This is a genomic window from Pararhizobium sp. DWP1-1-3 (genome assembly GCF_049896125.1).
GTDB lineage: Bacteria > Pseudomonadota > Alphaproteobacteria > Rhizobiales > Rhizobiaceae > Pararhizobium.
In genome coordinates this window covers 342,672-369,430 of sequence record NZ_JAFCTR010000001.1, presented here as the reverse complement: position 1 = coordinate 369,430, position 26,759 = coordinate 342,672, and the positions used below count along the sequence as shown (strand labels likewise).

Genomic DNA, 26,759 nt, shown 5'->3' with positions numbered 1-26,759 from the left:
TTTTCTTACCGCAGCTTCAGGGTCGAAAGGCCGACCATGGCGAGGATAACGGCTATGATCCAGAAGCGGATCACCACCTGGCTTTCGGTCCAGCCGAGCTTTTCGAAATGGTGATGGATCGGCGCCATCAGGAAAACGCGCTTGCCGGTGCGCTTGAACCAGAAGACCTGGATGATCACCGACAGGGTTTCCATGACGAACAGGCCGCCGATGATGACCATGACGATTTCGTGCTTGGTGGCAACGGCGACCGTGCCGATCAGGCCGCCGAGCGCCAGCGAACCGGTATCGCCCATGAAGATAGCGGCCGGCGGAGCGTTGAACCACAGGAATCCGAGCCCAGCCCCGATCACCGCTCCGAGGATGACGGCAAGTTCACCGGTTCCAGGCACGAAATGAATCTGCAGGTAGTTTGCAAACACCGCGTTGCCGGCGAGATAGGCGATCACACCGAAGGAGGCTGCAGCAATCATCACCGGTACGATGGCAAGACCATCGAGGCCATCGGTCAGGTTGACCGCATTGCCGGCGCCGACGATGACGAAGCCACCGAACAGGATGAAGAAATAGCCGAGATTAAGCGTGAAATCCTTGAGGAACGGGAATGTCAGCGACGAGCCGAAAGTCGAACCAGCCACGCCGGCCGAAAGCGCCGTCCGCATCATGAAGAAGACGGCAATGCCTGCGACGAGGAATTCGATGCCCAGCCGCGCCTTGCCGGAAAAGCCCTTGTCTGACTGTTTCGTCACCTTCAGATAATCGTCGTAAAAGCCGATGGCGCCGAAACCCAGCGTCACCAGCAGCGTCGAGACGACGTAGACGCTGGAAAGGTCAGCCCAGAGCAGCGAACTGCCGACGATACCGGCGAGGATCATCAAACCGCCCATGGTCGGCGTACCGGCCTTCTTGAAATGGGTCTGCGGGCCATCCGCGCGGATCGGCTGGCCGCGTCCCTGCCGTACGCGCAGCGACGAAATCATCCGCGGCCCGAACAGGAAAACGATCAATGCCGAGGTGAACAGGGCGGCGCCCGTCCGGAACGTGATGTAGCGGAACAGGTTGAAGAATTGAAAATGGTCCGCCAGTTCGACAAGCCAGATGAGCATGAGGGACCTTTCCCCAAAGGTTCGTTGCAGTTTCATCCATCAGAATCACCTGATGGAAGGATAACTGCGTCCTATCAAAAGTGTCAGCATAGAACAGCGGCGAAGAATGCCTTGTCCTGTCTTTATTCAGCGCGATCCGGACTTGCAGAGGCCGGATATGTCTCCAGAAGAGCTGAAACGATCCTGCCGCAGCCCGTCCCCTTCGACGATTTGATCATCACCACATCCCCGGGGGCGATGGCGCCGAGCGCAAATTCCTTCAGTTCATCGACCGCCGCGCGGTATTCGACACGCGTGCCGTCTGGCAACGCATCGCGCAGATGTGCCATTTCTTCTCCGGCGAGCCAGATATCGATAATACCGGCCTCGACCAGCGGAGCGGCCAGTTCGGCGTGGATCTCGCTGGTGGCCTCACCCATTTCCAGCATGTCGCCGAGAATGGCGATCCGGCGCCCACCGTCAGGCAGGGCCGTGTCTTTCAGAAGCAAGATCGCAGCCCGCATTGAAGCGGGATTGGCGTTGTAGCTTTCGTCGATCAGCACAAACGTTCCGGACCCGATCAAAAGGCGATGGCGGGCACCACGCCCCTTTTCGGGTTGAAGCGTTGCGAGCGCGGCAATGGCGGAATCCATATCGGCGCCGACGAGGCTGGCCGCTCCGAGAGCCGATAGCGCGTTCTCGGCGATATGACGCCCTGGCGCCCCCATCTGGATTTCCAATGTCTTGCCGTCGAGTGCGGCCCACAGCACGCCGCCTTCAGAGCCGCCTGCATATTCGACCATGCGGAAATCGGCCTTGGCGCTGCTGCCGAAGCTGTGCACGTGGGCTACACCGAGCGCGTTTGCAGCCTTTTCCAGTGTGGCGAACTGTTCGTTGTCGCGGTTGAGGATCACGTGGCCATCATCGACGAGGCCTTCCATGATTTCAGCCTTGGCGGCGGCGATTTCCTCAATATCCTTGAAATTGCCGAGATGGGCGGCGGCGATCGTGGTGATGATGGCCACATGCGGCCGCACCATTTTCACCAACGGCCGGATTTCGTCGGCATGGTTCATGCCGATTTCGAAAATGCCGAAATCAGTGGTTTCAGGCATGCGCGACAGGGTCAGCGGCACGCCCCAGTGATTGTTGAACGACGCGACGGACGCATGCACCCGGCCCGATGGCTCAAGCATGTGCCGCAGCATCTCCTTCGTCGTGGTCTTGCCGACCGATCCTGTAACGGCGATGATCTTGGCGGCACTGCGATCGCGCGCCGCACAACCAAGCCGTACCATCGCCTCCAGCACGTCATCGACAACGATCATCGGTCCATTCAGCCGCCCGAGTGCCGGAAGCTTGGCTTCGCTGACCACAAGAAGCGCAGCACCGTTGGCCATTGCGATACCGGCATAGTCATGCCCATCGACGCGGTCTCCCTTGATGGCGAAAAACGCTTCGCCCTTGCCGAGAGAACGGCTGTCGATGGAAATGCCGGTGATGCCCTCGGGCAGGGTTCCCATCGGACGGCCGTGCATGGCCGCCATCAAGTCGCTTGTGGTCCAGAGAAAGTTCAAATCAATGACCTCCCAATGCCTTGCGCAGTTCGGCGTGGTCGGAGAACGGCAAGGTGACGGCCCCGACGGTCTGCCCCTCCTCGTGCCCCTTGCCGGCAACGATCAGCGTGTCGCCCGATTTGAGCATGTCGACGGCAGCCTTGATCGCCTCGGCGCGGTCGCCGATCTCGGTGGCGCCCTTGGCGGCAGCCATGATTTCGCTGCGAATGACAGCCGGAACTTCCGAGCGCGGATTGTCGTCGGTGACGATGACGACGTCAGCGAGCCGGGTTGCGATCTCGCCCATGATCGGACGCTTGCCCTTGTCCCGGTCGCCGCCGCAGCCGAACACCACGATGATGCGGCCGGTGGTGAACGGGCGAACCGAGGTCAGCACGTTTTCCAGCGCATCCGGCTTGTGGGCATAATCCACATAGGCAAGCGCGCCCTCCTTGCAATGGCCGACCAGTTCGAGACGGCCCGACGCGCCCTGCAGTTTTTCGAGCGCCGCCATCGTCGCTCTGGCGCTGACGCCGGTCGACATGGCAAGACCGGCTGCGACCAGCGCGTTCGATATCTGGAAATCGCCGGCAAGCGGCACATGCACTTCGAAAATCTCGTCGCCGACATGGATTTCGGCAATCTGCTTGTGACGGAAATGCTCGACGCGCTTCAGCGACAGATAATCACCCTTGCGGCCAACGGTCAGCACCAGGTGACCGCCAGCTCTTGCCGCAGCAATTGCCTGCGCCGACCAGGCATCGTCGGAAAAGATGACTGCCGGCGAGCCCTTGGGAAGGACACCGTCAAACAGCCGCATCTTGGCGGCCATGTAGTCCTCGATCGTCGGGTGGTAATCCATGTGGTCGCGGCCAAGATTTGTGAAACCGGCGGCAGCAAGCCGGACGCCGTCGAGCCGGTTCTGGTCCAATCCGTGGCTGGAGGCTTCCATCGCCGCATGGGTGACGCCAGCATCGGACAGTTCGGCCAGAAGCTTGTGTAGCGACACCGGATCCGGTGTCGTCAAAGAGCCGTAGTCATTGCGCCCGGGCGCAATCACACCTGTCGTGCCGATCATCGCGGCCGCAAACCCGGCATGCGCCCAGATCTGCCGCGCAAAAGAGGCGACAGAGGTCTTGCCGGCTGTGCCGGTAACGGCCACCATCGTATCCGGCTGGCGTCCGTAGAAATTGGCGGCTGCAATCGCCAGCACCCGGCGCGGTGTGAAGGCAGACAGAACCGGAATAGGTCTATGGTCTGCAGACTTGACGCCGGTGACAATGGCCGACGCACCTTGGGCGATCGCGTCGTCGATAAAGGCCTTGCCATCAGCCTTGCTTCCCGAAAGCGCCACGAACAACGACCCCGGAGCAACCTGCCGGCTGTCGGCAGTAATCGCGGTGATATCGATATCACCGGCCGCGTTGTCCAGCTGTGACGCAATTTCCGGGAAATCCTTCCCGATCAGCTCTTTGATCTTCATGGATGCACTTTTCAGTTTTACCGACGCGCCGGGCGGCGAATCCTCCAGATTGTCATTCCATGGTCAATAAGACACAAGCAAGGCAGAACCGTCTTCGCCGAATTTAGGCTCAACGCCGAGAAGCGGCGCCGACCGGCTGATAATGTCATGCACCATGGGCGCTGCCGTATTGCCTGCCAGTGCCGCGCCATTGCCCTTGTCGGTCTTCGGCTCGTCGATGAAGGTCAGGACCACATAGCGTGGATTATCGATCGGGAAGCCGGCCAGAAAAGCATTGAAGTTGGCGTCATTCGAATAGCGGCCATTGACGACCTTGTCGGCCGTACCTGTCTTGCCGCCAACATTGAAACCCGGCACCCGCGCGTTGCGGCCCGAGCCGTTGACGCCGTTCCAGCGAAACAGAAAGCGCATGTCGTCGCTGGTCGATTTCTTGATTACCTTCGTCGAGACAGCTTCTGCCTGCTCCGGGGTACGCGGCAGGAAGGTCGGCTCGATCAGATTGCCGCCGTTCAACAGAGCAGCACCGGCCACCGCGGTCTGCAACGGCGTGGTCGAGACGCCATGGCCAAAGGAGATGGTGATCGAGTTGATCTTTTTCCATTCGCGCGGCTGGCTCGGCGTCTTCACTTCCGGCAGTTCCGTCGGCATTTTGGTCAGCAGCCCGATGCGGGTCAGAAACTCCTTGTGACCTTCGATGCCGACGATGTCGGCCATCTTGGCGGTACCGATATTGGACGAATACTGGAAGATTTCCGGCACGGTCAGGACCCGGCGCTTGCCGTGGAAGTCCTTGATGGTGAAGCCGCCGATGCGGATCGGGTTGGTCGCGTCAAAGCTGTCGGTGAGCTTGACCTTGCCTGAATCGAGCGCCATCGCGGTCGTGAAGGACTTGAATGTCGATCCCATCTCGAACGTGCCGTTCGACATGCGGTTCATCCAGCCTTCCTTGGCGCCATCGGCCGGCTTGTTGGGATCGTAGTCGGGATAGGACACCATGGCGAGGATTTCGCCGGTCTTCACATCCATCACAACGCCACCGGCGGCAAGCGAGCGGAATTTCGTCATCGCATCGACGACGACGTCGCGCAGGATATTCTGCACCCGCAGGTCGATCGACAGCTTGACCGGCTCAAGCTTGGCATCGCTGGTCATGCCAATGGCGGCGAGATCTGCCAGCCCCTGGTTGTCGATCCAGCGTTCCATGCCGGCGATGCCGCGGTTGTCGACATTGACGTGACCGACGATATGCGAGGCGGTGGCGCCACCCGGATAGAAGCGCCGCTTTTCCGGCCGGAAGCCGATGCCAGGAATACCCAGCGCCAGAATTTCGCTCTGCTGCTTCGGGGTCAACTGACGGCGCAGCCACTGGAAGCGCGAGGGCGATTTCAGCTTGTTGTAGATATCTGCGACGTTCAGGCTGGGCAGCACGGTGGAAAGCTGTTCGACCGCTTCGTCGGCATCGACGATCTTGTGGGGTTCCGCGTAGAGCGAGACCGTGCGGATATCCGTTGCCAGAATTTCGCCGTTGCGATCGAGAATGTCCGGGCGCGACGCCATCAGATTGTCGGCGCGGCCAATGCTGGAGACTGTCTCCGGCTGAGCCAGACCATATTGAACCAAACGGCCGCCGATGATGCAGTAAACCGCCGTAAAACTGGCGATGACGATGGCAACGCGGCTTTTCGCCTGATTGCTGGTCCGCTTGCGCGTGCCTTCGAACGGCCTGCCGAGGTCGCCGGGATGATTGTTGCCGCCGGCGGAAAAATGCGCCTTGCTCTTGACGACCATGATGCGGGAGAGAAAAGACATCAGCGCTCCACCGAACCCGTTGCGATATCGTCGGTGTCGACCACCGGCTTCTTTGGCTTGACGTTGCCCTTGCTCTTGGCCAGCCCCATCGCCTCCAGGACATCCGCCGGCGGTGGCAGGTCGGCCTTCAGCATCGGTAATTCCTCCGGGCGGGCAAGCTGGGTCGGATCGGTGGGCGAAAGTTGCAGATCCTGCTGATAGACGCCGACGAGCTTTTCGAGCCTGTTCGGCTGGGTCAGCAGCGCCCAGTCGGCGCGCAGGAGATCGATCGTGTCTTCCTCGAGCTTGATCCCGGCCTCCAGCTTGCGCACCTCTTCGAGCTTGTTTTCAGCCTGATGCTTGATCGTATAGGTGACCGTGGCAGCAGCCGTCATGACGACGATCAGGACGACATCAAAACTACGCAACATGACTTAGCCCCCCCATCTTTCCAAGGCTTGCAAGGTTTGGCAGATCGAAAATGGACAGATCATCTGCCTCAGGCGGAGCATCGGTGCGGGCACCGACCCGCATTTTGGCGGACCGGGCGCGTGGATTGCGGGACGCTTCTTCTTCGCTTGCCGCCACCATAGATTTCCCAACTGGTGCGAAGGTTGCCGCGCGTTCATGAGCGATCGGCAGATGCCGGGAGCCCGACGCCTTGCCGGCGCGGTCCTGGAAGAATTTCTTGACGATCCGGTCTTCCAGCGAATGGAACGTGACCACGGTCAGGCGTCCGCCGGGCTTCAGGGCACGCTCAGCCGCAAACAGCGCGCGGGCCAATTCGCCGAGTTCATCATTGACGAAAATGCGCAGCGCCTGGAAGACACGGGTAGCCGGATGGATCTTATCCTTGGCCTTGCGCGGCGTCACGACCTCAATCAGACCGGCAAGATCGCGGGTCGTCACGAACGGCTCTTCAAGGCGGCGCTTTTCGATGGCCCTGGCGATGCGGCCGGATTGCGGCTCTTCACCAAGAAAACCGAAGATGCGCGTAAGATCGGTCACCTTGGCGCGATTGACGACATCGGCAGCAGAAACGCCATAGGACGACATGCGCATGTCGAGCGGCCCCTTGCGCTGAAAGGAAAAGCCGCGATCCGCCTCGTCGATCTGCATCGAGGAAACGCCGATATCGAGCACAACGCCATCAAGACCGTCGGCCGGAGCATGCTGTGCAAGATCGGAAAACTGCGAATGCACGAGCGTGAGATGACCGGCGCTCGCCTCGACCAACGGCTGACCGCCCAGAATGGCGGCCGGATCGCGGTCGAGCGCGATCACATCGGCGCCGGCAGCAAGGATCGCCGACGTGTAACCGCCCGCACCAAACGTGCCATCAAGAATGATTTTGCCTGGAGCAAGATCCAGACTGGCGAGAACCTCGGGGAGAAGAACCGGAATGTGACGGACCGGTCCGCCTTCGGCATCAGTAAACCCTGTGCCTTGATCCGTCATCATTCCGCCTCTCCACTCTAGCCCGAACGCAGACCTCGCAATCTGCGCTCTTCCCGTGCCGCCGTCTGCGTTTCCGCAAACACGTGCGGCGCCCACAGCTGAAAATGATCCGCCCGCCCCACGAAAGTAACTTCCGCGTCGATGCCCGTGAAATCGCGGATGAAATCCGTGACCATCAACCGGCCTTCCTGGTCGAGCTTCATGAAGACCCCGCCCCCATGAACGAGGAGCGACATCTGATTGGCCTGCGGCGAGAATGGATCCTCGCCGGTGATCTGCCTTTCGAAACGGTCCAGCAATTCGGGACCGCCGGCGCTGATAGCCGGAAAGACGAAATCCTGAAAGCAGTAAAGCTCCCGAATATCCAGCGCCGACAAGACAGAACGAAACATCGAGGGAACGGAAACCCGCCCCTTGGAATCGATCCGGTTTGTCGCATGCGAAAGGAAGCGGTTCATGACACGATACAGCCGTTCCCGGTGGACATGCCAGCCCCAACAGCCCACATGCACCATCAAAAGGACGCGCAACACCCCACAGCCGGGCAACATGCCCGATCGAAAACCCCTTACGGACCAACTCCGAAACTTGCGGTGAGTAGGCTTGAATCAGCCCGTGTGCAGTGCATGACTGGGATAACATGGGACCATATGGGCGTCAATGGGATTTGCTCTATTTCAACACGCGTCGTCAGCAAATATTGATAGTCCGTTAAGTTTAACAAATGGTTACAAACGCACAGTCAAGACTTTGGATTCACCGGCGAATCGCCCTGCGTGAATTTCGTGTATTATATTTTAGTAATTTCTAATTGAAACGAACATTCAACCAGATACGGGATTTGAAAAATCGCCGTTCGCGCGGTTGAAAAATAAGGGAATTTGCCAGTTGGCCTGTAAGCCGGGTTCTGTATGGCTCCGGCCCGAAAGCCAGAACGTGGCAGCCATTCATCTGGGACAACGCTTGCGCGCTGCCTCCTGCAACCCACCCGGATGACTGGCCCGGAAAAGGCCGGAACGCTTGCGCGAACCACGTCATCCCTATTCGGTTTTGCTCCCGGTGGGGTTTGCCTTGCCACCCATGTTGCCATGCGTGCGGTGGGCTCTTACCCCACCCTTTCACCCTTACCTGCCGAGGCAGGCGGTATTCTCTCTGTGGCACTTTCCCTGGGGTCGCCCCCGCCGGACGTTATCCGGCACCGTTTTTCCGTGGAGCCCGGACTTTCCTCCCCCCGCAACCTTTCGGTCCTAGCGGAGCGCGGCTGCCCGGCCAACTGGCACGCGGTGCATAGCCGAGGTGCCGGCCAATTGCCAGCGGCAAAAGCAAAAAGTGTGTGATGCGCGCGCCTACCGGAAGCAGACGGCAAAATCCGTATCGTATTCGCTCGCGTCGAGAACGCCGTTCAACATCAGCGACGCGCCGAGCCGGCCGATTTCGTCACAACTCTTGGCCGCCGCACCATTGCCACCGGTCAAAACGGCGACACGGTCGGTATCGGCAAAGCCGATATAGGGATAGCCGTGGCGGGTGAAGGTGGTAACGCAAGGGCTCCATCGGAGCGAAGCGGGCGCAAAGGACGGCATCGCGCGCGACAGAAGACCCGCCATATGATCGGCTGCAGACCGGTTGGCTTGCCCCCGGAACCAGGCGCGAATCTCGGGCTCCGAGCCGATATCGATGTCGCTCGGATCGCCGCCGATCTTGATGTAATGCTTGCCGTCCGGGTAGCGGATCGGCGGCAACAGATAATAGCTTTCGTCCTGCTGAACGGCCGAACCGATCAGCGACGGCATCCCGGCAAACAGTGGCAGATCAGACGTCGCCACCTCGGCAAACAGCACGGTGCGCGCCTTGACGGTGAGATCGAGCGGCCGGGCGAGCAACTGACTTGATATCGAAAATCCGCCGGCGGCGATGACAGCCCGGCCGCCCCTGAAGATCGCTCCGTCAACCGTTCGAACATTGACACTGCTTCCGACCCGCGCGACCGCCGAAACCTCCGAGCGGATGATCGTAACGCCGGCCTTCTCGGCCAGGATAACCTGCGCCTTGACCAGTGCACGCGGATCGATATGGCCTGCGTTGCGGGGCTCGAACACGCCACCGTAGCCAGCCGGAAACCGGAACCATGGAAATCGGGCGGCAAGGTCTTGCTCGTCGATGAATGGCGCCTCGACGCCGAGGCGGTTGCGGGCGGCAATCACATTGTCGAGCGTGCCATCCTCGCCGCCCGGCAGAGGAGCGGCGATCAGGCAGCCGGATTCGCTGTAGAAGGCAATACCGCTGCCGGTTTCGATATCGGCGTAGCGCTCGATGGAGCGCTGTGCCAGAAGCGCCCAGACTGGGTCGGCATCGATCGTGCGGGTGATGCGGCCATTGTCATAGTGGCTGCTGAACACACCGCCATGGCTTGCCCAGTCTTCCGGCTCGTCCGGCCCGATCAGAGCGATCGTCGCGCCGCTTTTTGCCAGGTGCCGGGCGACCGCTGCCCCCATCATGCCTTTGCCAACAATGATGAAATCGAATGTGCCTGCCATGCTGCGTCCTCAGGAAACCGGTCCTTCGGCAATACCATGACATGCAGTTGCTGACATCTGTGAACTTGAAAAAACCCGGCGCCGGAAATGCGGTCCGCTACCCTTGCCGCATCAGTTGATGATCGCCTGTACCTTGCCGCAATAACGGCGCGACACCGGGTTCATCTTCTTGGCACCGTGACCGGCATTGTAGCGCAGGATCGTGCCGCAGGTGAAACCGCCGGACAGTTCATGCGCCACGGCAAGATATTTCATGCCGAACTTGATGTTGGTCTCGGGATCGAACAGGCCGTTTTTGCCGCCGGAATAGCCCATCATCCGGGCCGTGGCGGGCTTGATCTGCATGAGACCCACCTCACCGGCACTGCCGCGTGCCTTGGGATTGAAGTTGCTCTCGACCTTGATCACTGCATGGGCAAGATCGACCGGCACGCCGTACTGCTTGGCGTAAGTCTTAATCAGGCCGCTATAGACGGAAGACTGCAGCGACATGACGCCTGGTGCGGCATAACCGGTCGTTCTGGTCACTGGCTTGATGGAGGATGTGATGGTCTTGTCGGTGCCCCCGGCATACGACGTTTCAACCCCGGAAAAAAGCATGCAGAAGCATGCCGCCGCCGCAGCAAGATGCGATATTCTCATTTAGCTTGAAGTCTCCACTTTCGGGCGCCGCGGCCTTGTAGGCGCACCCCGCCCTGCCGTTCGCATCCCGATTTTCGTCATCAACAGGAAGGGCTGGAGGCCTGAATTCCCTGCGGTTTGGTATGGCCGCAAAAGACCCCGGCATCATGGTGATGATGTGGCAGTGCACAAAAATAGTCGGAAGACGGCATGAAACAGCCTTTGCGATCACCGGCCCGGCAGCTGTTCAGCGGCTGAAACTCGGCAAGGCCGACAACAGTCTGTGCAGCGTGTCCAGCGTCGAAATATCGGCGATACCATCCACCTGCAAGGGGCGGAAATGGCGCTGAAATGCAGCCACCGCCCCTTGGGTCTTCTCGCAAAAAACACCTGTCACTTCAATTCCGTAGCCATAGAGCGACAGCATCGTCTGCACAGCCTCGACCGGCTGCCCCCGATCGCCCCGCTGGAAAAATCGACCTCCGCCGATCGGGGCCGGTGGAACCCAATGCCCGACGCGCCCGGCATGCAGCCGTTCCCAAGGAAATTTTTCTCCCGGATCGACCTTGCGAATAGGGGCGATGTCGCTGTGTGCCAGCACCCGTTCCGGGGCAATCGACCACCGTTCGCCACAGTTTCGACACAGTTCGACGACCGCATCGATCTGTCCATTAGGGAAATCCGGCAGTCCACCGGGATGACCGGCATTGGCGATTTCGATGCCGATAGAGCGGGAGTTGATGTCGCTCTCGCCCTTCCAGTTGCTCTTGCCCGCATGCCAGGCACGGCGGTCCTCGGCAACCAGCTGATCGACGCGGCCATCCTCGTGGACGAAATAGTGGCTGGAGACCTGGCTTTCCTCGCGGCAGAGCCAGTCGAGTGCAGCCGCTGCCGTCTCCATGCCGGTATAATGCAGGATGATCATGTCGGGCTTCAGCCCACCTGCCCTTTCGCCATGATTGGGCGACGGCACGATATGTGCGGCAGGGTAGTCACAGGCGAAGTCCGTCATGCGGCGCGGCGCTCTTTCTCGATCGCCTCATAGGCGGCATTGAGTTCGGCCATGCGATCATTGGCGATCGCCTGCAGCTCTTGCGGCACGCCACGGGCAACCAGAATGTCAGGATGGTTCTCCGACACCAGCACGCGGTAGCGCTTGCGGATGATCGAAAAATCGTCCTTCGGCGAGACGCCGAGGATCTTGTAGGGATCGGCACCGGCGGCGTGCACGTGGCGGGCCATGATCTCCTGGAAGCGCTCTTGCTTGATATGGAATATCTCGGCGACGCGGGAGAGGAAGTTCAGCTCTTTCTCATGGATGGCACCGTCGGACTTGGCGATATGGAAGAGACCGTCGATGATGTCTTCCAGCACCGGGCAATTCTGATCGCAGGAAACGCAAAGCGATGCCAGCTTCTCGGCATAGGCTTCATAGCCGGCAACGTCCTGGCGCGCCAGATTGTAGAGCCGGGCGACGTTCTGCGCCTGGTCGTCGGGGAACTTGAAGATATCGCGGAACGCCGACACTTCGGCCTCGGTGACGATGCCGTCGGCCTTTGCCATCTTGGCGGACAGCGCGATCATGGCGACGGAAAAAGCCACCTTGCGGCGGGTCTCGGGATCGCCTTCAAACAGCGTCCGCACAGCCTCGATCACACCGGCGAGCGCATTGCCCGTCGCGGAGACTATGCTGAGGATGCTATCCCAGAATGACATAGGCACGTTCTTTCCCATTATCGGCTGATCCACGTCGCGTTCAGGTGGAGACGGCATGGGCAAAACGTCCATGCACAAATGCAAAGCGGCTGACACGACTTTGCCGCCACGGTAGTCACATGCAGCTCAAGCGACAGCATGAACAGATGTTGGCGGCGATTGCAAGGCACCACAAGCGCGGATCAGGCCGAAATGACGAATTTGTGATGGCACCTCACTATTCTAGCATTCGTTGCCGTGATCGTCCAATCATGCAAATGAATTTGACTCCGAACCGGCCAGGGTGCGACCGGACAATGCACTTTTGGTTGGAGTTCCGATGCGCATTTCCGCCCACCCGCAGGCCATGGGCATGGCACTCGGCCTGATCGGCGTCACGATTTTCGGCGTCACCCTGCCGATGACGCATATCGCGCTTGGCGGCTTTTCGCCGTTTTTCATCACCTTCGGCCGCGCCGTCATTGCCTCCATCGCCGCCGGACTGACGCTGCTTATGTTGCGAAAACGATGGCCGAAGGGACAAGGCGCCATGCTGCTCGGCGCCGGAATCTGCGTCGTCTACGGTTTTCCGATCTTTTCCACCACGGCGATGCAAACCATGCCGGCCAGCCATGGCGGCGTCATTCTCGGCATCCTGCCGCTTTTGACCTCGATCTTCGCCGCTCTCGTCGATGGCGAGCGGCCGGGTCCGGCCTTCTGGGCCTATGGTCTCGCCGGCGCAGCGCTGGTGGTGTTCTTTTCCATCCGCGACAGCGGCTTCAACCTGCAGGCTGGTGATGCCTGGCTGTTTCTCGCCGCCGTCACCGCCTCGCTCGGCTATGTGTTGTCAGCCAAGGTTTCACGCATCATTCCGGGCTGGGAAGTGATCTCCTGGGCTCTCGTCATCACCGCGCCGCTCTCCGTCGTTGCCACGTTGCTGGTGATGAAGGACGGCATTCAGGCACCCACCCCCGCCGAACTCGGCGCCCTCTCCTATCTCGGCCTGATGTCGATGTTCGCCGGCTTCATCTTCTGGAATGCCGGGCTGGCGCTCGGCGGCATTGCGCGCGTGGCGCAGGTGCAATTGCTGCAGACTTTCGTCACGCTCGCCGCCTCCGCTGTCCTGCTCGGCGAAGTCATCAGCCCATCGACAATCGGCTTTGCGACTGCGGTTGCCCTGCTCGTCTGGCTCGGTCGAAAGGCACGCATTGCCTGAGCCATCCACCGCCATACCCGCAGCATGTCATTTAACTTCCATGCGAATTGCGCTAGAGAGACCGCGAACGATCTTGCCGCAATCCCCGAGGAGGACTCCATGGCCAAACAGAAAGTTGCAATGCTGACCGCAGGCGGGCTCGCGCCATGCCTGTCTTCTGCCGTGGGTGGCCTGATCGAGCGCTATACCGATATCGCGCCCGATATCGAACTGGTTGCCTACCGCTCCGGCTATCAGGGCCTTCTGCTTGCCGACCGCATCGAAATCACCCGCGACATGCGGGAAAAGGCGCATATTCTCCACCGTCATGGTGGCTCACCGATCGGCAATAGCCGCGTCAAGCTGACCAACACTGCCGATTGCATCAAGCGTGGCCTGGTCAAGGAAGGCCAGAACCCGCTCAGGGTCGCGGCTGAACGGCTGGCTGCCGACGGCATTACCATCCTGCACACGATCGGCGGCGACGACACCAACATCACGGCTGCCGACCTTGCCGCCTATCTCGGCGCCAATGGCTATGACCTCACCGTCGTCGGACTGCCGAAGACCGTCGACAACGACGTCGTGCCGATCCGCCAGTCGCTCGGCGCCTGGACGGCTGCCGAATACGGCGCAAAATTCTTCGACAATGTCAGCAACGAACAGAGCGCTGCCCCCCGCACGCTGGTCGTCCACGAAGTCATGGGCCGCCATTGCGGCTGGCTGACGGCTGCAACCGCCCGCGCCTATATCCAGCATATCGACGACCGGGAATTCGTCGATGGCTTCATGATGAACCGGCAGATGAAGAATATCGACGGCCTCTATCTGCCAGAGACTGCGTTCAATCTGGAAACCGAAGCCGCGCGGCTGCGGTCCGTCATGGACAAGACGGGCTTTGTCACGCTGTTCGTCTCTGAAGGCGCCTGCCTCGATGCTGTCGTTGCCGAACGCGAGGCAGCCGGTGAAGCCGTCAAGCGCGATGCCTTCGGCCACGTGAAGATCGACACGATCAATGTCGGCGGCTGGTTCACCAAGCAGTTCGCTGCCCTTCTCGGCGCCGAACGCTCGATGGTGCAGAAGTCCGGCTACTACGCCCGCTCCGCACCGGCCAACGCCGACGACCTGCGCCTCATCCAGGGCATGGTCGATCTCGCCGTCGAAAGCGCGCTCAACAAGGTCTCCGGCGTCACCGGCCATGACGAGGACCAGGGCGGCAAGCTGCGGACGATCGAATTCCCGCGCATCCGGGGCGGCAAGCACTTCGACACCTCGGTGAAATGGTTCGGCGAGGTCATGGACGCGATCGGCCAGAAGTGGTCGCCGGCAAACTGATATCCGGCTCATAAATGCCTATTGACGGCTCCGTTTGCGCATGGCTTCCTCGATCGAACGCCATACCCAAACGGAGCCGTTTTCATGTCGATCGAACACTGGCTGGCCTTCGTCGCCGCCTCCTCCATCCTGCTCGCCATTCCCGGCCCAACCATCCTGCTCGTCATCTCCTATGCGCTCGGGCATGGGCGCAAGGTTGCAAGTGCCACGGTCGCTGGCGTAGCACTCGGCGATTTCACCGCGATGACCGCTTCGATGCTCGGCCTTGGCGCACTGCTTGCCACATCGGCTGCAGTTTTCACCGTGCTGAAATGGGTTGGCGCCGCCTATCTGATCTGGCTCGGCATCAAGCTTTGGCGCGCGCCGATCGCTACAGAGGCCGCCGACGGCACGATGTCGGTGCCGGCGGAAAAACCGCTGCGGATCTTTCTGCACACCTATGTCGTCACCGCGCTCAACCCGAAAAGCATTGTCTTTTTCGTTGCCTTCCTGCCGCAGTTCCTCGACTTGAGCCGTCCGTTGTTCAATCAGATGCTGATCTTTGAAACCACATTCCTGGTGCTCGCAACCCTCAACGCGACGCTCTATGCGCTGATGGCGTCGGCGGCGCGCCAGACGATTCGAAAGCCCAAAGTCCAGGCCATCGTCAACCGCACGGGCGGATCGCTTCTGATCGGCGCCGGCCTTCTGACGGCGGGCTTGCGGCGCGCCGGCACCTGAAAAGGCGTCCTGCGCTTGCGGTTCCCCCTCTCATAGGTTAATGACACAATGCGCATGGTGGCCTCTGGCTGCTGATTTGCATAGGGCTGTGGGGCCTGACAGCACGAAAGTGACAGCATGGCGAATTTCCGTTTTTCCGTTTCCAAACCGGCTGTTACGGCCTGCGCTCTGATCTCTGCATCCCTTGTCAGCGGTTGTTCGAGTGTCGAGCGAACGCCGATGGAACAGTTGATGGCGGTGCAGACGGTGACCCCGCTGCCAAAGCCGGGAACGGAAATGACCGCTTACGCTCTGCCGACGCCGGATGGCGTGGCTGCAACGACCGCAGCACTCGCAGCCGAAACGGCGATGATGAAGCCAGGCGAGACGTCGGCAGCTCAGAGCGCCACGGCCAACCCGGCTGCGGTCCCCGCAGTTGCCGCCAACGCACTGGTAGCCCCCCAGACATCTGCAGCCGCTCAAGCCGCAACGGCTGCCGTGCTGCCTGACGCTGCGAATACGCTGGCATCAGCCAAGTCCGGCCGCGTTCCCCAGCTTCCCGAAGGCATGGTCATGGCCGCGATGGAATCGGATTTCGATACGGGCGAACCCGTCGGTCTCGAAACTCTTGTCGCCAGGCGTATGATCGTTCCGATGCCAAAACCTTCGATCGGCGCCAGTGCCTATGCCATGGCAAAAAATATCCCGGCCTCCCTGGGGATCGGCGCAAAGCCGACAAGCTCGCGGCCGGAACTCGACAGGTTGATCGCCTATTACGCCAAACTCAACAATATCCCAGAGGAACTGGTGCATCGCGTCGTCAAGCGCGAAAGCACCTACAATCCGCGCGCCTATCATTCCGGCAATTACGGCCTGATGCAGATCCGTTACAACACGGCAAAGGGCCTTGGTTATGAAGGGCCGGCGGAAGGCCTGTTCGATGCCGAGACCAACCTGAAATATGCAACGAAATATCTGGCCGGCGCCTGGATGGTGGCCGACAACCAGAACGACGGTGCGGTCAAGCTCTATGCCAGCGGCTACTACTACCATGCCAAGCGCAAGGGCCTGCTCGAAACACTGGGCATGAAGTAAGGCCGCCAGCCTCCCTATCGCATGTCAAATTTAGAGATTTCAAGTTCAGGGGCGGTCAGTTGACCGCCTCAATTATTTTGGCCTGCAGCTGGCGTACGTCGTAGCCGCTGCGCGATGGCGTCAGTCCCAACCGAACGACGGCAAGCCTGAGCGACGGCACCAGCATCACGGTCTGGCCATCATGCCCCTGCAGCCAGTAGGCATCACCGGGTAAAGGCGGGCCATTGTCACTTCCGAACTTCGTCCACACCTGTCCCGCCCCGTAACGGCCGCCGGATGCCTGGGTCGGCGTGCGCATGTAGCTGACAAAATCCTGTGGCAGCAATTGTTCGCCGTTCCAGCTGCCGTTCTGCAGCAGGAACAGGCCAAACCGGGCCCAGTCGCGTGCTGTCGCATACATATAGGAAGAACCGACAAAGGTGCCGTGCGCGTCCGGCTCCAAGACCGCACTGTTCATGCCGAGCGGCCTGAACAGTGCCGCGCGCGGAAAGGTCAGCGCCTCCCGCACACTGCCGAACGTATCCATCCAGAGCCGCGACAGGATGGTCGTGGTGCCGCTGGAATAGCTGAAACGCTCACCCGGTTTTGCCTCCAGCGGCTTGGCCGCCGAGAAATTGGCCATGTCGCCTTCCAGATAGAGCATGCGTGTGACGTCGGTCACATCGCCGTAGTCCTCGTTGAACTGAAGTCCGCTCTGCATGGCCATCAGATCGGCCAGCTTGATCTGGCTGCGCGGATCGTTGCGCCATTGCGGCAAGAGCTCGGTCCGCTCGAGCGCCATCTGGCCGTCGCGGATCCTCAATCCGATCAGGGCGGCCGTCACCGACTTGGTCATGGACCAGCCGAGCAGCGGCGTCGCGCTGTTAAAGCCCTCGCCATAGTTTTCGGCAACGATCCTGCCATCCTTGACGACGACGATGGCACGCATGCCAGGTCCCGCCAGCTGCGGATCGGTCAACAGCGTCTGGACTGCGGGGTTGACGGCAGTGCCGCTGCCATCCGGCCATGGCTTGCCGTCATCCGATTGCGGCGGCCTGCGCCGAAGTTGCCTGTTGCCGGGAAAAGCCGCGAACTCGCCCTCGGTTACATTGGTGCAGCCCAGGCCTTCGCGGTAGATGGCCCGGCCGGGTGCCGCAAAGCCGAACATGCGCGCCGTGACGGTCTTTCTGGCGTTATCGACGGATATCCGCACCAGGCGCAAAAGCGGATGTCCTGGCGCCTGAACGTCGTCGGCAAGAACCGTGTTCGCGTCCCTGTCGGCAATGAAAACGTTAGAGCAGACAATCTTGGCCGCATAGCCGTCACCAACCCGCAGCAGCTCCGGCGGCGCTACGACAAGCCAGCCCGCGACAGCCGCTACGGCTGCCGATACCGAGCCCGCAAGCCAGAACCACCTTTTTTCCCGCATGCACATTGTCCCTGCTTCGTCTTTGTCAGAAGAACAGGATTCCACGCATTTAGGAAGGCTTTGTGGCAGTCACATTGACGCTAAACATGTTTCTTGAGCCTCGTAAGATAAATGAGGCTTCTAGCCGATCGATCGCGCCGCGAGCCTTTCAGGCTCCCGCTGGAGGATGGCAATCGCCCCCTCAGCCGAGACCGGCCGGGAAATCAGAAAGCCCTGGGCTTCCGAAGCGCCGAGCGCCCGCACAAACTCCATCTGCCCCTCGGTCTCGATGCCCTCTATGGTGGTCGATACCTGGAACGTGTTTCCAAGTTGCAGGATGATATCGACAATGTCGGCGTCGCGCTGATTGCCCAGCATCGCCTGGGTGAACGAGCGATCGACCTTCAGTTGATCAAGCGGAAAACGCCTGAGATTGTTGATCGACGAAAATCCGATGCCGAAATCGTCGAGCGCGATGCGCACGCCGTGAGCGCGAAGCTCCGTCAGGCTGTCGCTGATGATCGCCGCATCGACGTGGAAGATCGATTCCGTCACTTCGATGGTCAGCCGGCCGGGCGCAAGTCCGGCTTCCGCAAGGCAGGCTTTCACATGCGGAACGAAAGCGCGATCCTTGAACTGATCGCCTGCGACATTGACCGCGACACCTGTCGGGGCCGGCCACCGCGCCGCTTCCAGGCAGGCGGTTCTGAGCACCCAGTTGCCGATCGGCAGGATCAGTCCCGTCTTTTCTGCGGCGGCAATGAAATGATCGGGTGGGATGATGCCCTTCTCCGGATGGCGCCAGCGAATCAATGCTTCGAAAGAACGAATCGCCCGGCTCTCGATACCGACGATCGGCTGGTATTCCAGATAGAATTCGCCGGCCGCCAATGCGCGGGAAAGATCATACTCGATCTCACCTTTTCGCGTTGCTTCGTCCGCCATTTCCGGCGTGTAGAGCATGTGGCTGTTGCCGGCAATTTCCTTGGCCTTGTAGAGTGCGAGGTCGGCGCGCTTGAGAACCGCAGAAATCGACCGGTCGTCCGGCTCCATGTAGGCGACACCAATGCTGCCGCCTGTCCAGAACTGTGCGGAAAACAGCTGAAAGGGCTCGGCGAACAGCCCCTTGATCGTCACGCAGATATCGTCAAGCTTGCCCATAGATGGAGAGCCCGCGACGACGATGACGAACTCGTCTCCCCCCATCCGGTAGACCGCAGCGACGCCCGACATCGCTTGGATCAGCCGCCCGCCGAGCGCGACAAGCAACGCATCGCCGGCATCATGTCCCATGGAATCGTTGACGAATGTGAAGCGGTCGAGATCGAGCATCAACAAAGCCGTGCGGCCTGCAGGCATTGATCGGGTGACCAGAAGTTCCCGAAGATCGCGCTCCAGCGCGACACGATTTGCGATCCCGGTCAACTGATCGGTATGGACGATTTGCGACAGGTTTTCTTCGGTCCTACGGCGCAAATCAAGTTGGTCCAGCAGGCGGCTTTGGGCGCGCCCCCGCTGGTAGAAGAACAGACCGCAGACAAGTGGCATCAACATCAGTGAAATATGCGACACTGCCAGCGTTCCGCTGCCAAGAAAGGCGTGAGCGTTGCCGCCGACCATATCATAACCGACGCAAACTGCCGGAAACAATGCCCCGATCGCCGCGCCCATTGCAGCATGCCGCAGCTCGGACTTCGGCAGAAAAGCCTTTAACATCATGTCAGCGCCCCGGAAAAACTCGTTATACCTAACATATACAGGTTTAATCAATTCTTACGGGTAAGAAATGATAGGAATTCGCCGTCATCAAAGTGTAGCGGACTCGTCTTAGAAGCACCTCCAACTTTAACGGATGGCAGGATGACATGACCGATCTCGCACCCGATGCAGGCTACGGCAAAAGAAACCGCAAGCTGAAGACCGCTCTGATCCAGCATAAGGCGCTGAGTTTGGAGGGCCTGTCGGAGCGCCTTTTCGGGTTGCTGTTTACCGGCCTCGTCTATCCGCAGATATGGGAGGACCCGGCCGTCGACATGGCTGCGATGCAGATCCGTCCCGAGCATCATATCGTTACCATCGGATCCGGTGGCTGCAACATGCTGGCCTATCTCTCGGCGGCGCCCGAGCGCATCGATGTCGTTGACCTCAACCGGCATCACGTGGCGCTGAACCGGCTAAAACTCGCCGCCTTTCGCCACCTGCCCGGTCATGCCGATATCGTCCGCTTCCTGGCTCGCCACGACCTTCCCAGCAATGTCCAGGCCTATGATCTCTTCATCGCGCCAAAGCTGGACAACGCGACCCGGGAATACTGGAGCAGCCGCGGCCTGACCGGCCAGCGCCGCATCAAGGTCTTCGGCAAGAACATCTACCGCACCGGCCTGCTCGGCCGCTTCATCGGCCTTGGTCATCTTCTGGCGCGCCTGCACGGTGTGGACCCGAGCGAACTTGCCAATGCCCGCTCGATGCGCGAGCAGCGCCAGTTCTTCGACGAGCGCCTTGCTCCGCTATTCGACCGTCCGGTGATCCGCTGGATTACCAGCCGCAAGAGCTCGCTGTTCGGTCTCGGCATTCCGCCGCAGCAGTTCGACGAGCTGGCGAGCCTCAGCGCGGAAAAATCCTTGGCAGGCGTGTTGCGCCACCGGCTGGAAAAGCTCTGCTGCCATTTCCCGCTGAAGGAAAACTATTTTGCCTGGCAGGCTTTCGCCCGCCGTTATCCGATGCAGCATGAGGGCGACCTGCCGGACTATCTGCAGTCCGGCCGCCACGAGACGATCCGCAACAATGCCGAGCGCGTGCATGTGCATCACGCCAGCTTTACCGAGCTTCTGGCCAAGAAAGCGGCCGGCTCCGTCGACCGCTACGTTCTGCTCGATGCGCAGGACTGGATGAACGACCGCCAGCTGAACGACCTGTGGAGTGAAATCACCCGCACATCGGCAGAGGGCGCCATAGTCATCTTCCGTACCGCCGCCGAAGCCAGCATTTTGGAAGGCCGCGTCTCCGAAAACGTGCTTGGCCAGTGGCACTATGAGGGCGAGCAGTCGCAGGCGCTCAACTTGAAAGACCGCTCGGCAATCTATGGCGGCTTCCACATTTACAGGAAAGCGGCATGACCGCGATCGAGACCGGTGCAGGCAGCAGCCATGCGGACCGCATGGACCGGATGTATCGCACCCAGCGGCATGTCTACGATCTGACCCGCAAATACTATCTGTTCGGGCGCGACACGCTGATCAACGAACTGAACGTTCCAGCTGGCGGCAGCGTGCTTGAAGTCGGCTGCGGCACCGGCCGCAATCTAGCGCTGATCGGCCAGCGGTTTCCGGACGCAAGGCTTTTCGGGCTCGATATTTCGGCGGAAATGCTCGTCTCAGCCGAGGCGAAACTCGGCAAACCCCGCCTGACCAGGACGGTGCTGCGCGTCGCCGACGCGACCGATTTTCAAGCATCCGAATTCGGCGAAACAGGTTTCGACCGGATCGTCATTTCCTATGCCCTGTCGATGATCCCGGATTGGGAAAAGGCAATCGGCGCGGCCGTCGCCGCGCTCAATCCGGGCGGATCACTGCATATCGCCGATTTCGGCCAGCAGGAGCGCCTGCCTCGCCTGTTCCGGCGCGGATTGCAGGCCTGGCTGCGGCGGTTCCATGTCACGCCGCGCAAGACGATGGCAGCCGTACTCAAGTCCAATGCCGACAGATTCGGAGATACCCTGGAGTTCCGCCCGATCGGACGCGGCTATGCTTGGCTCTTCACCTACCGGCGCGCGGCACGATAAGCCGGCGCAAGCTCCGCGACATCATCGCGTTCTACTGTCGAACCGTCGGCAAATGCGTGCCGTTGGCGTTTTGCCGCGCCGCTTTCGCAATTGCCGCTTGAAACTAACGTAATTTTTACGATGATATGGTGAAAATGAGGTTCATGCCTCCTGGGGGATTCACATCAGCGGATATCATCGCGTGAGGCAGCAACGTCGATCGTCTCAGAACGGAAACCTCATGCGCCGGCTGTTCCTGGCTCTTCTGCCTATTGTCTCGCTGCTGTCCGCCTGCACATCGACAGACTACGATCTTGTCTCCACCGCATCGATCCCGCCAAAATTCCAGGACAAGGATCCGCAGAATTTCGGCGCGCGCACGCCGCAGCATCACAATATCCATGGTATCGACGTGTCGAAATGGCAGGGTGATATCGACTGGGCCAAGGTCAAAAATTCCGGCGTTTCCTTCGCCTTCATCAAGGCGACGGAAGGCAAGGACCGGATCGACGCCAAGTTCGGCGAATATTGGCAGCAGGCCCGCGCTGCCGGCCTGCCCTATGCTCCATACCACTTCTATTATTTCTGCTCGACGGCCGACCAGCAGGCCGACTGGTTCATCGCCAATGTGCCAAAGAGCGCCGTCTACCTGCCGCCGGTTCTCGACGTCGAATGGAACGGTGAATCCAAGACCTGCCGCTACCGGCCTTCGGCCCTGACCGTCCAGAGCGAAATGAAGCGCTTCATGGACCGGCTGGAAGCCTATTACGGCAAGCGCCCGATCATCTATACCTCGGTCGATTTCCACCGCGACAATCTTGTCGGCCAGTTCAAGGACTATCATTTCTGGGTCCGCTCGGTCGCAGCACACCCAACGGAAATCTACACCGAGCGCCGCTGGGCCTTCTGGCAATATACCAGCACCGGCGTCATCCCCGGCATCCAAGGGAACGCCGATATCAACGTCTTTGCTGGTTCCCAGAAGAACTGGAAGAGCTGGGTGGCGGCCGTTTCCAAACCCCGGACACCGGCGCAAAACTGAGACAAACGCAGCAGTATTTCTTCTTTCCGCCCCATTGCCGTGCAAAAGACGCTGCCATATTTTCAGCCAGACACGAGCAGCCGTATTTCCGCTGCTTCCAGCCGGTTTTCGGCCTTACAACAAGGACTTGCGATGACACGCAGCACACTGCGCTCCGTTCTTTCGATCGGTTTCCTCACTCTTTTGACCTCAACCGCCCTTGCGCAGCAGGCGGCGACATCAGCCACCCCGGCAGCCCCCTGCGGCGGCGATCTTGCAACGTTCCTTCAAGGCGTCAAGGCCGAGGCGATTGCCAAGGGCATTCCGGCCGATGTGGCCGATCGCGCGCTTGCCGGCGCTGCCCTTTCTGAAAAAGTGCTGAGCCGCGACCGCGCTCAGGGTGTGTTCAAGCAGAGCTTCACCGAATTCTCGCAACGCACCGTCAGCAAGGCACGGCTGGATATCGGCGCCAAGAAGATGAAGGAATATGCCGCAGTCTTCGAACGGGCTGAAAAGGAATTCGGCGTTCCGGCGCCGGTGATCACCGCCTTCTGGGCGATGGAAACCGATTTCGGCGCAGTTCAGGGCGATTTCAACACCCTTAACGCACTGGTGACGCTGGCGCATGACTGCCGCCGCCCGGAAATGTTCCGTCCGCAGCTGATCTCGGCCATCGAGATGGTCCAGCACGGCGACCTCGATCCGGAAACCACGACCGGCGCCTGGGCCGGCGAGATCGGCCAGGTGCAGATGCTGCCGGAAGACATCATTGCGCAGGGCATGGACGGCGATGGCGATGGCCACATCAACCTCAAGCAGAGTTCGCCGGATGCCATCCTGACAGCGGCAAAATTCATCAAGAGCCTCGGCTTCACCGCTGGCCAGCCCTGGATTCAGGAAGTCAACCTGCCGGAAAACTTGCCCTGGGAAAAGACCGGCCTGCAGACGGGCATGACCACCGGTGACTGGTTCAAGCTCGGCGTCAAGCCGCGCGACGGCAATACGGCCTTCCCGCAGCTGGCCTCGTCGCTGGTCATCCCGCAGGGCCGCCACGGCGTCGCTTTCCTCACCTACCCGAACTTCAACGTCTATCTCGAATGGAACCAGTCGTTCATCTACACGACCTCGGCTGCCTATTTCGCCACACGGCTTGCAGGCGCTCCGGCCTATGACAACCATATTCCGGAACCGGGATTGAATGACGAAGGCATGAAGGCGCTGCAGACGAAACTGCAGGCTCTCGGCCATGATGTCGGCAAGGTCGATGGCATTCTCGGCTCCGGCACTCGCGCTGCCCTTCAGAAGGAACAGCTCCGTCTTGGCATCCCGGCCGACGGCTGGGCAACCCAGGCGGTTCTCAGCGCTTTGTAAGGTCCCTGTTGCGCCTGCTTTCGGATCGCGCCCGCCGCCGATGGTGGCGGGCAAGACGGAACGCGCGGTAGCGAAGCTTCAACGACCAGCGGGCGCCGGCAAGCGCCGCACCCTGTTTCGACACTTCGTTCAGTTCGCGTGCATAGGCGACGGCAAAAGCCTTGCGATAGGTCAGCAGCTGTTCGGAAGCCATATTCTCCAGGCGATGCATCATGCTGACCCAGAGTGGCGACACCAGCAGCGACACCGCCGTGACGGCGATCGCAACCTTGTAAGTGTCGAACTGCAGCACGCCCGCACCAAGGCCCGCTGCGGCAAGCACGAAGGAAAACTCACCGATCTGCGCCATCGACAGGCCGGCGACCAACGCGATCTGCGGCGATGAGCCGGTCTTGCGCAGCAGGAAAATGTTCAGCACGGTCTTGGCCGCAATCACAATCAGCGCGGCGCTCAGCACCGACCAGAAGTTCTCGCCTATGAAGGTCAGGTCGATCAACAGACCGATGGAGAGAAAGAAGACCACCAAAAGCACGCTCTGGATCGGCTCGATCACCGGGATCACCCGGCTGCGCAGCGTCGAATTGCCGATGACGATGCCGGACAGAAATGCGCCATAGGCCGGCGACATGCCGGCAAGGCCGGAAATCGCTGCAGCGCCGAAGCAGACGGCAAGCGCGCCCAAGGCCAGGATCTCGACCTTGTCCTCAACAGCCTCGCTATAGGGAACCTTCAACTTGCCGTGGCGGCCGAACCACCAGAGCAAGGCCGCGAGAATGCCGATGGCGATGACCATCTTGATCGCGATGATGCCGACATGCAGCTCCTCGCCGCCAAGGCTTGAGACCAGGATCAGCATCGGGACAACGGCGATATCCTGCGCGATCAGCACGCCGACGGCGATCCGCCCGGTCTCGCTGCGCAACTCGCCCATGTCCTCGAGCATCTTCATGGCAACGACGGTGGAGGACATCGCGATGACAAAGCCGAGGATCAGCCCCTCGGCCATGGTGGCGCCGGTGATCAGCGCGATCAGCCCCGCCGCAGCGATGGCCGCGATCACCTGCCCGCCTGCCACGCTCAAAGCCTGGCGCAGGCTGAGCACAAAGGCCTTGATCGACAGTTCCATACCGATGAAGAACAGCAGCACGACAACGCCCATTTCGGCAAGCAGCGTGACATTGGCATTGTTGGAGATGAAGCCGAACCCCGTCGGCCCCAAGGCGACGCCCGCCAGGATGAACCCGACCAGCGGCGGCTGGCGGAGGCGCAGGAATCCCAGCCCCAGAATGGCTGCGACCGCCACCACGATGGCAATGGAGATCAGCCCCTGGCCATCATGCGCGGCCGCTGCAATAGAGTGTGTCGTCAAAGGCTCCAGCAGATCGTCCTTCATATCTGTTGCACGGCACATCTGTGGCACGGCTCAAGAATCGGGTGGATTAATCCCACCTTACGCCTTAACCGTCGGTATGTTCCGAATGAGGCAGAGGAAGGTCAAGTCACATGCATGCGAAAACGGATGGTTTGCAGAGCAGCATGACGCTGGCCACCTGGGGGCTTCTGGCTCTGCTCGGGCTGATCTGGGGCGGCTCGTTCTTCTTCGCTCGTATCGCCATCCAGCATGTTCCGGCCTTTACCCTCGTTCTGTTGCGCGTGGCGCTGGCAGCCCTTGCGCTGCATATCTACATCTTCGGCCGTTATGACATCTACCGCGAGCTGAAAGCCCGCTGGCCGCAATTCCTGCTGCTGGGGCTGATCAACAATGCCATTCCGCACACATTCATCTTTCTCGGCCAGACGCAGATCGGTGCTGGTCTGGCGGCCATCCTCAACGCCACCACGCCGGTCTGGACGGTGCTGATCGCCAATGCGCTGACGCAGGACGAGAAGCTGAGCCTTGCAAAGATCGCCGGCTGCCTGCTCGGCCTTGCCGGCACGGCGGTGCTGATCGGACCGAGCGCCCTGCCCGGCCTGACGCAGGCGGGCAGCAGCATTCCGCTCTGGGCCCTGCTCTTTCCGGTGGCGGCCGCGATCAGCTATGGTTTTGCTGCTACCTACGGCAAGCGCTTCCGGGGACTGGCAGCACCCATCACTGCGGCCGGACAACTCACCGCATCGACGCTGATCATGCTGCCGCTCTCCCTGATCGTCGATCAGCCGTGGCAACTGGCCTTTCCGCCGATGACCTCGGTGCTGGCGATCCTGGCCTTGGCGCTACTCTCTACTGCTTACGGCTATATCCTGTTCTTTCGCATCATGAGCCGGGCCGGTGCCACCAATACGTCGCTGGTTACCCTTTTGGTACCACCAAGTGCCATTTTTCTCGGCGTCCTGTTTCTCGGGGAAACGCTGGAAAAGACCGACATTGCCGGCATGCTGCTGATCGCCGCCGGACTGGTGGTGCTGGATGGCCGCCTTCTACCTTACCGCCGCACCTGATCCCGAGACATGGAATCGACAAGCTGCTTGGTTCGTGGCCACGCTGTGTCCCATCGGTCACTCACAGCGCATTTCAGTGCGTTACATTAACCAAAGTTAAGACATTGTGAAAAAAATGTGGCAGAGACTAAAGCATCTTCAGATCAATAGCTTAACCCTGTGAATAAGCCTTTTTAGCACTCCAGTTGCCGCAGCGCAGCATAACTTTTCCTTTCACGCGTGACATTTTCCCCC

23 protein-coding genes and 1 other RNA gene are annotated in these 26,759 nt (G+C 60.4%); 9 read left to right on the top strand and 15 right to left on the bottom strand.

Annotated elements, in window-relative coordinates:
- Nucleotides 1-5: 5 nt before the first annotated feature.
- The 12 genes from mraY to ACP7BS_RS01655 all read right to left on the bottom strand — a co-directional run bounded on the left by mraY (nt 6) and on the right by ACP7BS_RS01655 (nt 12,244).
- Nucleotides 6-1,106 (bottom strand): phospho-N-acetylmuramoyl-pentapeptide-transferase, encoded by a 1,101-nt coding sequence (gene mraY, locus ACP7BS_RS01710; RefSeq protein WP_068957048.1) that lies wholly within the window; start codon nt 1,104-1,106, stop codon nt 6-8.
- A gap of 122 nt (nt 1,107-1,228) precedes the next feature.
- On the bottom strand, nt 1,229-2,662 hold the full coding sequence (locus tag ACP7BS_RS01705) for a UDP-N-acetylmuramoylalanyl-D-glutamyl-2,6-diaminopimelate--D-alanyl-D-alanine ligase (RefSeq protein WP_426235612.1): 1,434 nt from the start codon (nt 2,660-2,662) through the stop codon (nt 1,229-1,231).
- A gap of 1 nt (nt 2,663) precedes the next feature.
- Complete coding sequence (locus ACP7BS_RS01700; protein WP_426235610.1) at nt 2,664-4,124, bottom strand: UDP-N-acetylmuramoyl-L-alanyl-D-glutamate--2,6-diaminopimelate ligase; 1,461 nt, start codon at nt 4,122-4,124, stop codon at nt 2,664-2,666.
- Between the two features lie 63 nt (nt 4,125-4,187).
- Entirely contained in the window at nt 4,188-5,933 is a 1,746-nt protein-coding gene (locus ACP7BS_RS01695; RefSeq protein ID WP_426227648.1) for a peptidoglycan D,D-transpeptidase FtsI family protein, read from the bottom strand.
- Nucleotides 5,933-6,343 carry a cell division protein FtsL gene (gene ftsL, locus ACP7BS_RS01690; RefSeq protein ID WP_426235608.1) on the bottom strand — a complete coding sequence of 137 codons (411 nt, stop codon included), beginning with the start codon at nt 6,341-6,343 and terminating at the stop codon, nt 5,933-5,935. Before ftsL ends, ACP7BS_RS01695 begins: the two co-directional genes overlap by 1 nt.
- Complete coding sequence (rsmH, locus tag ACP7BS_RS01685) at nt 6,333-7,373, bottom strand: 16S rRNA (cytosine(1402)-N(4))-methyltransferase RsmH (protein WP_426235606.1); 1,041 nt, start codon at nt 7,371-7,373, stop codon at nt 6,333-6,335. Before rsmH ends, ftsL begins: the two co-directional genes overlap by 11 nt.
- Nucleotides 7,374-7,387: 14 nt before the next feature.
- Nucleotides 7,388-7,828: a division/cell wall cluster transcriptional repressor MraZ gene (gene mraZ, locus ACP7BS_RS01680; RefSeq protein ID WP_426235604.1), complete on the bottom strand. Its 441-nt coding sequence runs from the start codon at nt 7,826-7,828 to the stop codon at nt 7,388-7,390.
- 422 nt (nt 7,829-8,250) lie between these two features.
- Nucleotides 8,251-8,647: RNase P RNA component class A (gene rnpB, locus ACP7BS_RS01675), an RNA gene on the bottom strand.
- A gap of 69 nt (nt 8,648-8,716) precedes the next feature.
- The gene (locus tag ACP7BS_RS01670; protein WP_426235602.1) at nt 8,717-9,907 is read right to left on the bottom strand and encodes an NAD(P)/FAD-dependent oxidoreductase; all 1,191 of its coding nucleotides are present in this window, start codon (nt 9,905-9,907) and stop codon (nt 8,717-8,719) included.
- Between the two features lie 111 nt (nt 9,908-10,018).
- Entirely contained in the window at nt 10,019-10,549 is a 531-nt protein-coding gene (locus ACP7BS_RS01665; RefSeq protein ID WP_426227638.1) for a lytic transglycosylase domain-containing protein, read from the bottom strand.
- A 226-nt stretch (nt 10,550-10,775) separates the two neighbouring features.
- On the bottom strand, nt 10,776-11,540 hold the full coding sequence (locus tag ACP7BS_RS01660) for an N-acetylmuramoyl-L-alanine amidase (protein ID WP_426227636.1): 765 nt from the start codon (nt 11,538-11,540) through the stop codon (nt 10,776-10,778).
- Entirely contained in the window at nt 11,537-12,244 is a 708-nt protein-coding gene (locus tag ACP7BS_RS01655; protein ID WP_426236454.1) for a TerB family tellurite resistance protein, read from the bottom strand. The genes ACP7BS_RS01660 and ACP7BS_RS01655 overlap by 4 nt, the downstream gene beginning before the upstream one ends.
- 319 nt (nt 12,245-12,563) lie before the next feature.
- Here ACP7BS_RS01655 and ACP7BS_RS01650 point away from each other — a divergent pair, with 319 nt between their 5' ends.
- The 4 genes from ACP7BS_RS01650 (at nt 12,564) to ACP7BS_RS01635 (ending at nt 16,547) form a co-directional block, all read left to right on the top strand.
- Nucleotides 12,564-13,439 (top strand): DMT family transporter, encoded by an 876-nt coding sequence (locus ACP7BS_RS01650; RefSeq protein WP_426235600.1) that lies wholly within the window; start codon nt 12,564-12,566, stop codon nt 13,437-13,439.
- Nucleotides 13,440-13,538: 99 nt separating this feature from the next.
- A complete protein-coding gene (locus ACP7BS_RS01645) occupies nt 13,539-14,753 on the top strand; it encodes a pyrophosphate--fructose-6-phosphate 1-phosphotransferase (RefSeq protein WP_426235598.1) in 1,215 nt (404 codons plus the stop codon).
- A gap of 84 nt (nt 14,754-14,837) precedes the next feature.
- Nucleotides 14,838-15,473, top strand: coding sequence for a LysE family translocator (locus ACP7BS_RS01640; protein ID WP_426235596.1), 636 nt, complete (start codon nt 14,838-14,840; stop codon nt 15,471-15,473).
- Between the two features lie 117 nt (nt 15,474-15,590).
- Nucleotides 15,591-16,547, top strand: a complete 957-nt coding sequence (locus ACP7BS_RS01635) for a transglycosylase SLT domain-containing protein (protein WP_426235594.1) — start codon at nt 15,591-15,593, stop codon at nt 16,545-16,547.
- 55 nt (nt 16,548-16,602) lie between these two features.
- On the opposite strand, the gene ACP7BS_RS01630 is transcribed toward ACP7BS_RS01635, so the two are convergent.
- Complete coding sequence (locus ACP7BS_RS01630) at nt 16,603-17,955, bottom strand: serine hydrolase domain-containing protein (RefSeq protein ID WP_426235592.1); 1,353 nt, start codon at nt 17,953-17,955, stop codon at nt 16,603-16,605.
- Between the two features lie 120 nt (nt 17,956-18,075).
- Nucleotides 18,076-19,653 (bottom strand): putative bifunctional diguanylate cyclase/phosphodiesterase, encoded by a 1,578-nt coding sequence (locus ACP7BS_RS01625; RefSeq protein ID WP_426235590.1) that lies wholly within the window; start codon nt 19,651-19,653, stop codon nt 18,076-18,078.
- 146 nt (nt 19,654-19,799) lie between these two features.
- Between ACP7BS_RS01625 and ACP7BS_RS01620 the strand changes: the two genes are divergently transcribed.
- The 4 genes from ACP7BS_RS01620 to ACP7BS_RS01605 all read left to right on the top strand — a co-directional run bounded on the left by ACP7BS_RS01620 (nt 19,800) and on the right by ACP7BS_RS01605 (nt 24,086).
- A complete protein-coding gene (locus tag ACP7BS_RS01620) occupies nt 19,800-21,050 on the top strand; it encodes a DUF3419 family protein (protein ID WP_426235588.1) in 1,251 nt (416 codons plus the stop codon).
- Nucleotides 21,047-21,715 (top strand): class I SAM-dependent methyltransferase, encoded by a 669-nt coding sequence (locus ACP7BS_RS01615; RefSeq protein WP_426235586.1) that lies wholly within the window; start codon nt 21,047-21,049, stop codon nt 21,713-21,715. Before ACP7BS_RS01620 ends, ACP7BS_RS01615 begins: the two co-directional genes overlap by 4 nt.
- A gap of 220 nt (nt 21,716-21,935) precedes the next feature.
- Nucleotides 21,936-22,736, top strand: a complete 801-nt coding sequence (locus ACP7BS_RS01610) for a glycoside hydrolase family 25 protein (RefSeq protein WP_426235584.1) — start codon at nt 21,936-21,938, stop codon at nt 22,734-22,736.
- A gap of 132 nt (nt 22,737-22,868) precedes the next feature.
- Nucleotides 22,869-24,086: a lytic murein transglycosylase gene (locus tag ACP7BS_RS01605; protein WP_426235582.1), complete on the top strand. Its 1,218-nt coding sequence runs from the start codon at nt 22,869-22,871 to the stop codon at nt 24,084-24,086.
- Here the strand turns inward: ACP7BS_RS01605 and ACP7BS_RS01600 are convergent.
- On the bottom strand, nt 24,073-25,479 hold the full coding sequence (locus tag ACP7BS_RS01600; RefSeq protein WP_426235580.1) for a cation:proton antiporter: 1,407 nt from the start codon (nt 25,477-25,479) through the stop codon (nt 24,073-24,075). The genes ACP7BS_RS01605 and ACP7BS_RS01600 overlap by 14 nt on opposite strands.
- Before the next feature lie 110 nt (nt 25,480-25,589).
- On the opposite strand from ACP7BS_RS01600, the gene ACP7BS_RS01595 reads away from it, so the two are divergent.
- Entirely contained in the window at nt 25,590-26,525 is a 936-nt protein-coding gene (locus ACP7BS_RS01595) for a DMT family transporter (protein ID WP_426235578.1), read from the top strand.
- Nucleotides 26,526-26,759: the final 234 nt, after the last annotated feature.

Bases quoted from the DNA above. Each gene is read 5' to 3' on its own strand.
- mraY (WP_068957048.1), bottom strand. From the start codon at position 1,106: ATGCTCATCTGGCTTGTCGAACTGGCGGACCATTTTCAATTCTTCAAC.
- ACP7BS_RS01700 (WP_426235610.1), bottom strand. From the start codon at position 4,124: ATGAAGATCAAAGAGCTGATCGGGAAGGATTTCCCGGAAATTGCGTCA.
- ACP7BS_RS01695 (WP_426227648.1), bottom strand. From the start codon at position 5,933: ATGTCTTTTCTCTCCCGCATCATGGTCGTCAAGAGCAAGGCGCATTTT.
- ftsL (WP_426235608.1), bottom strand. From the start codon at position 6,343: ATGTTGCGTAGTTTTGATGTCGTCCTGATCGTCGTCATGACGGCTGCT.
- rsmH (WP_426235606.1), bottom strand. From the start codon at position 7,373: ATGATGACGGATCAAGGCACAGGGTTTACTGATGCCGAAGGCGGACCG.
- mraZ (WP_426235604.1), bottom strand. From the start codon at position 7,828: ATGAACCGCTTCCTTTCGCATGCGACAAACCGGATCGATTCCAAGGGG.
- ACP7BS_RS01670 (WP_426235602.1), bottom strand. From the start codon at position 9,907: ATGGCAGGCACATTCGATTTCATCATTGTTGGCAAAGGCATGATGGGG.
- ACP7BS_RS01665 (WP_426227638.1), bottom strand. From the start codon at position 10,549: ATGAGAATATCGCATCTTGCTGCGGCGGCGGCATGCTTCTGCATGCTT.
- ACP7BS_RS01660 (WP_426227636.1), bottom strand. From the start codon at position 11,540: ATGACGGACTTCGCCTGTGACTACCCTGCCGCACATATCGTGCCGTCG.
- ACP7BS_RS01655 (WP_426236454.1), bottom strand. From the start codon at position 12,244: ATGTCATTCTGGGATAGCATCCTCAGCATAGTCTCCGCGACGGGCAAT.
- ACP7BS_RS01650 (WP_426235600.1), top strand. From the start codon at position 12,564: ATGCGCATTTCCGCCCACCCGCAGGCCATGGGCATGGCACTCGGCCTG.
- ACP7BS_RS01645 (WP_426235598.1), top strand. From the start codon at position 13,539: ATGGCCAAACAGAAAGTTGCAATGCTGACCGCAGGCGGGCTCGCGCCA.
- ACP7BS_RS01640 (WP_426235596.1), top strand. From the start codon at position 14,838: ATGTCGATCGAACACTGGCTGGCCTTCGTCGCCGCCTCCTCCATCCTG.
- ACP7BS_RS01635 (WP_426235594.1), top strand. From the start codon at position 15,591: ATGGCGAATTTCCGTTTTTCCGTTTCCAAACCGGCTGTTACGGCCTGC.
- ACP7BS_RS01630 (WP_426235592.1), bottom strand. From the start codon at position 17,955: ATGCGGGAAAAAAGGTGGTTCTGGCTTGCGGGCTCGGTATCGGCAGCC.
- ACP7BS_RS01625 (WP_426235590.1), bottom strand. From the start codon at position 19,653: ATGATGTTAAAGGCTTTTCTGCCGAAGTCCGAGCTGCGGCATGCTGCA.
- ACP7BS_RS01620 (WP_426235588.1), top strand. From the start codon at position 19,800: ATGACCGATCTCGCACCCGATGCAGGCTACGGCAAAAGAAACCGCAAG.
- ACP7BS_RS01615 (WP_426235586.1), top strand. From the start codon at position 21,047: ATGACCGCGATCGAGACCGGTGCAGGCAGCAGCCATGCGGACCGCATG.
- ACP7BS_RS01610 (WP_426235584.1), top strand. From the start codon at position 21,936: ATGCGCCGGCTGTTCCTGGCTCTTCTGCCTATTGTCTCGCTGCTGTCC.
- ACP7BS_RS01605 (WP_426235582.1), top strand. From the start codon at position 22,869: ATGACACGCAGCACACTGCGCTCCGTTCTTTCGATCGGTTTCCTCACT.
- ACP7BS_RS01600 (WP_426235580.1), bottom strand. From the start codon at position 25,479: ATGAAGGACGATCTGCTGGAGCCTTTGACGACACACTCTATTGCAGCG.
- ACP7BS_RS01595 (WP_426235578.1), top strand. From the start codon at position 25,590: ATGCATGCGAAAACGGATGGTTTGCAGAGCAGCATGACGCTGGCCACC.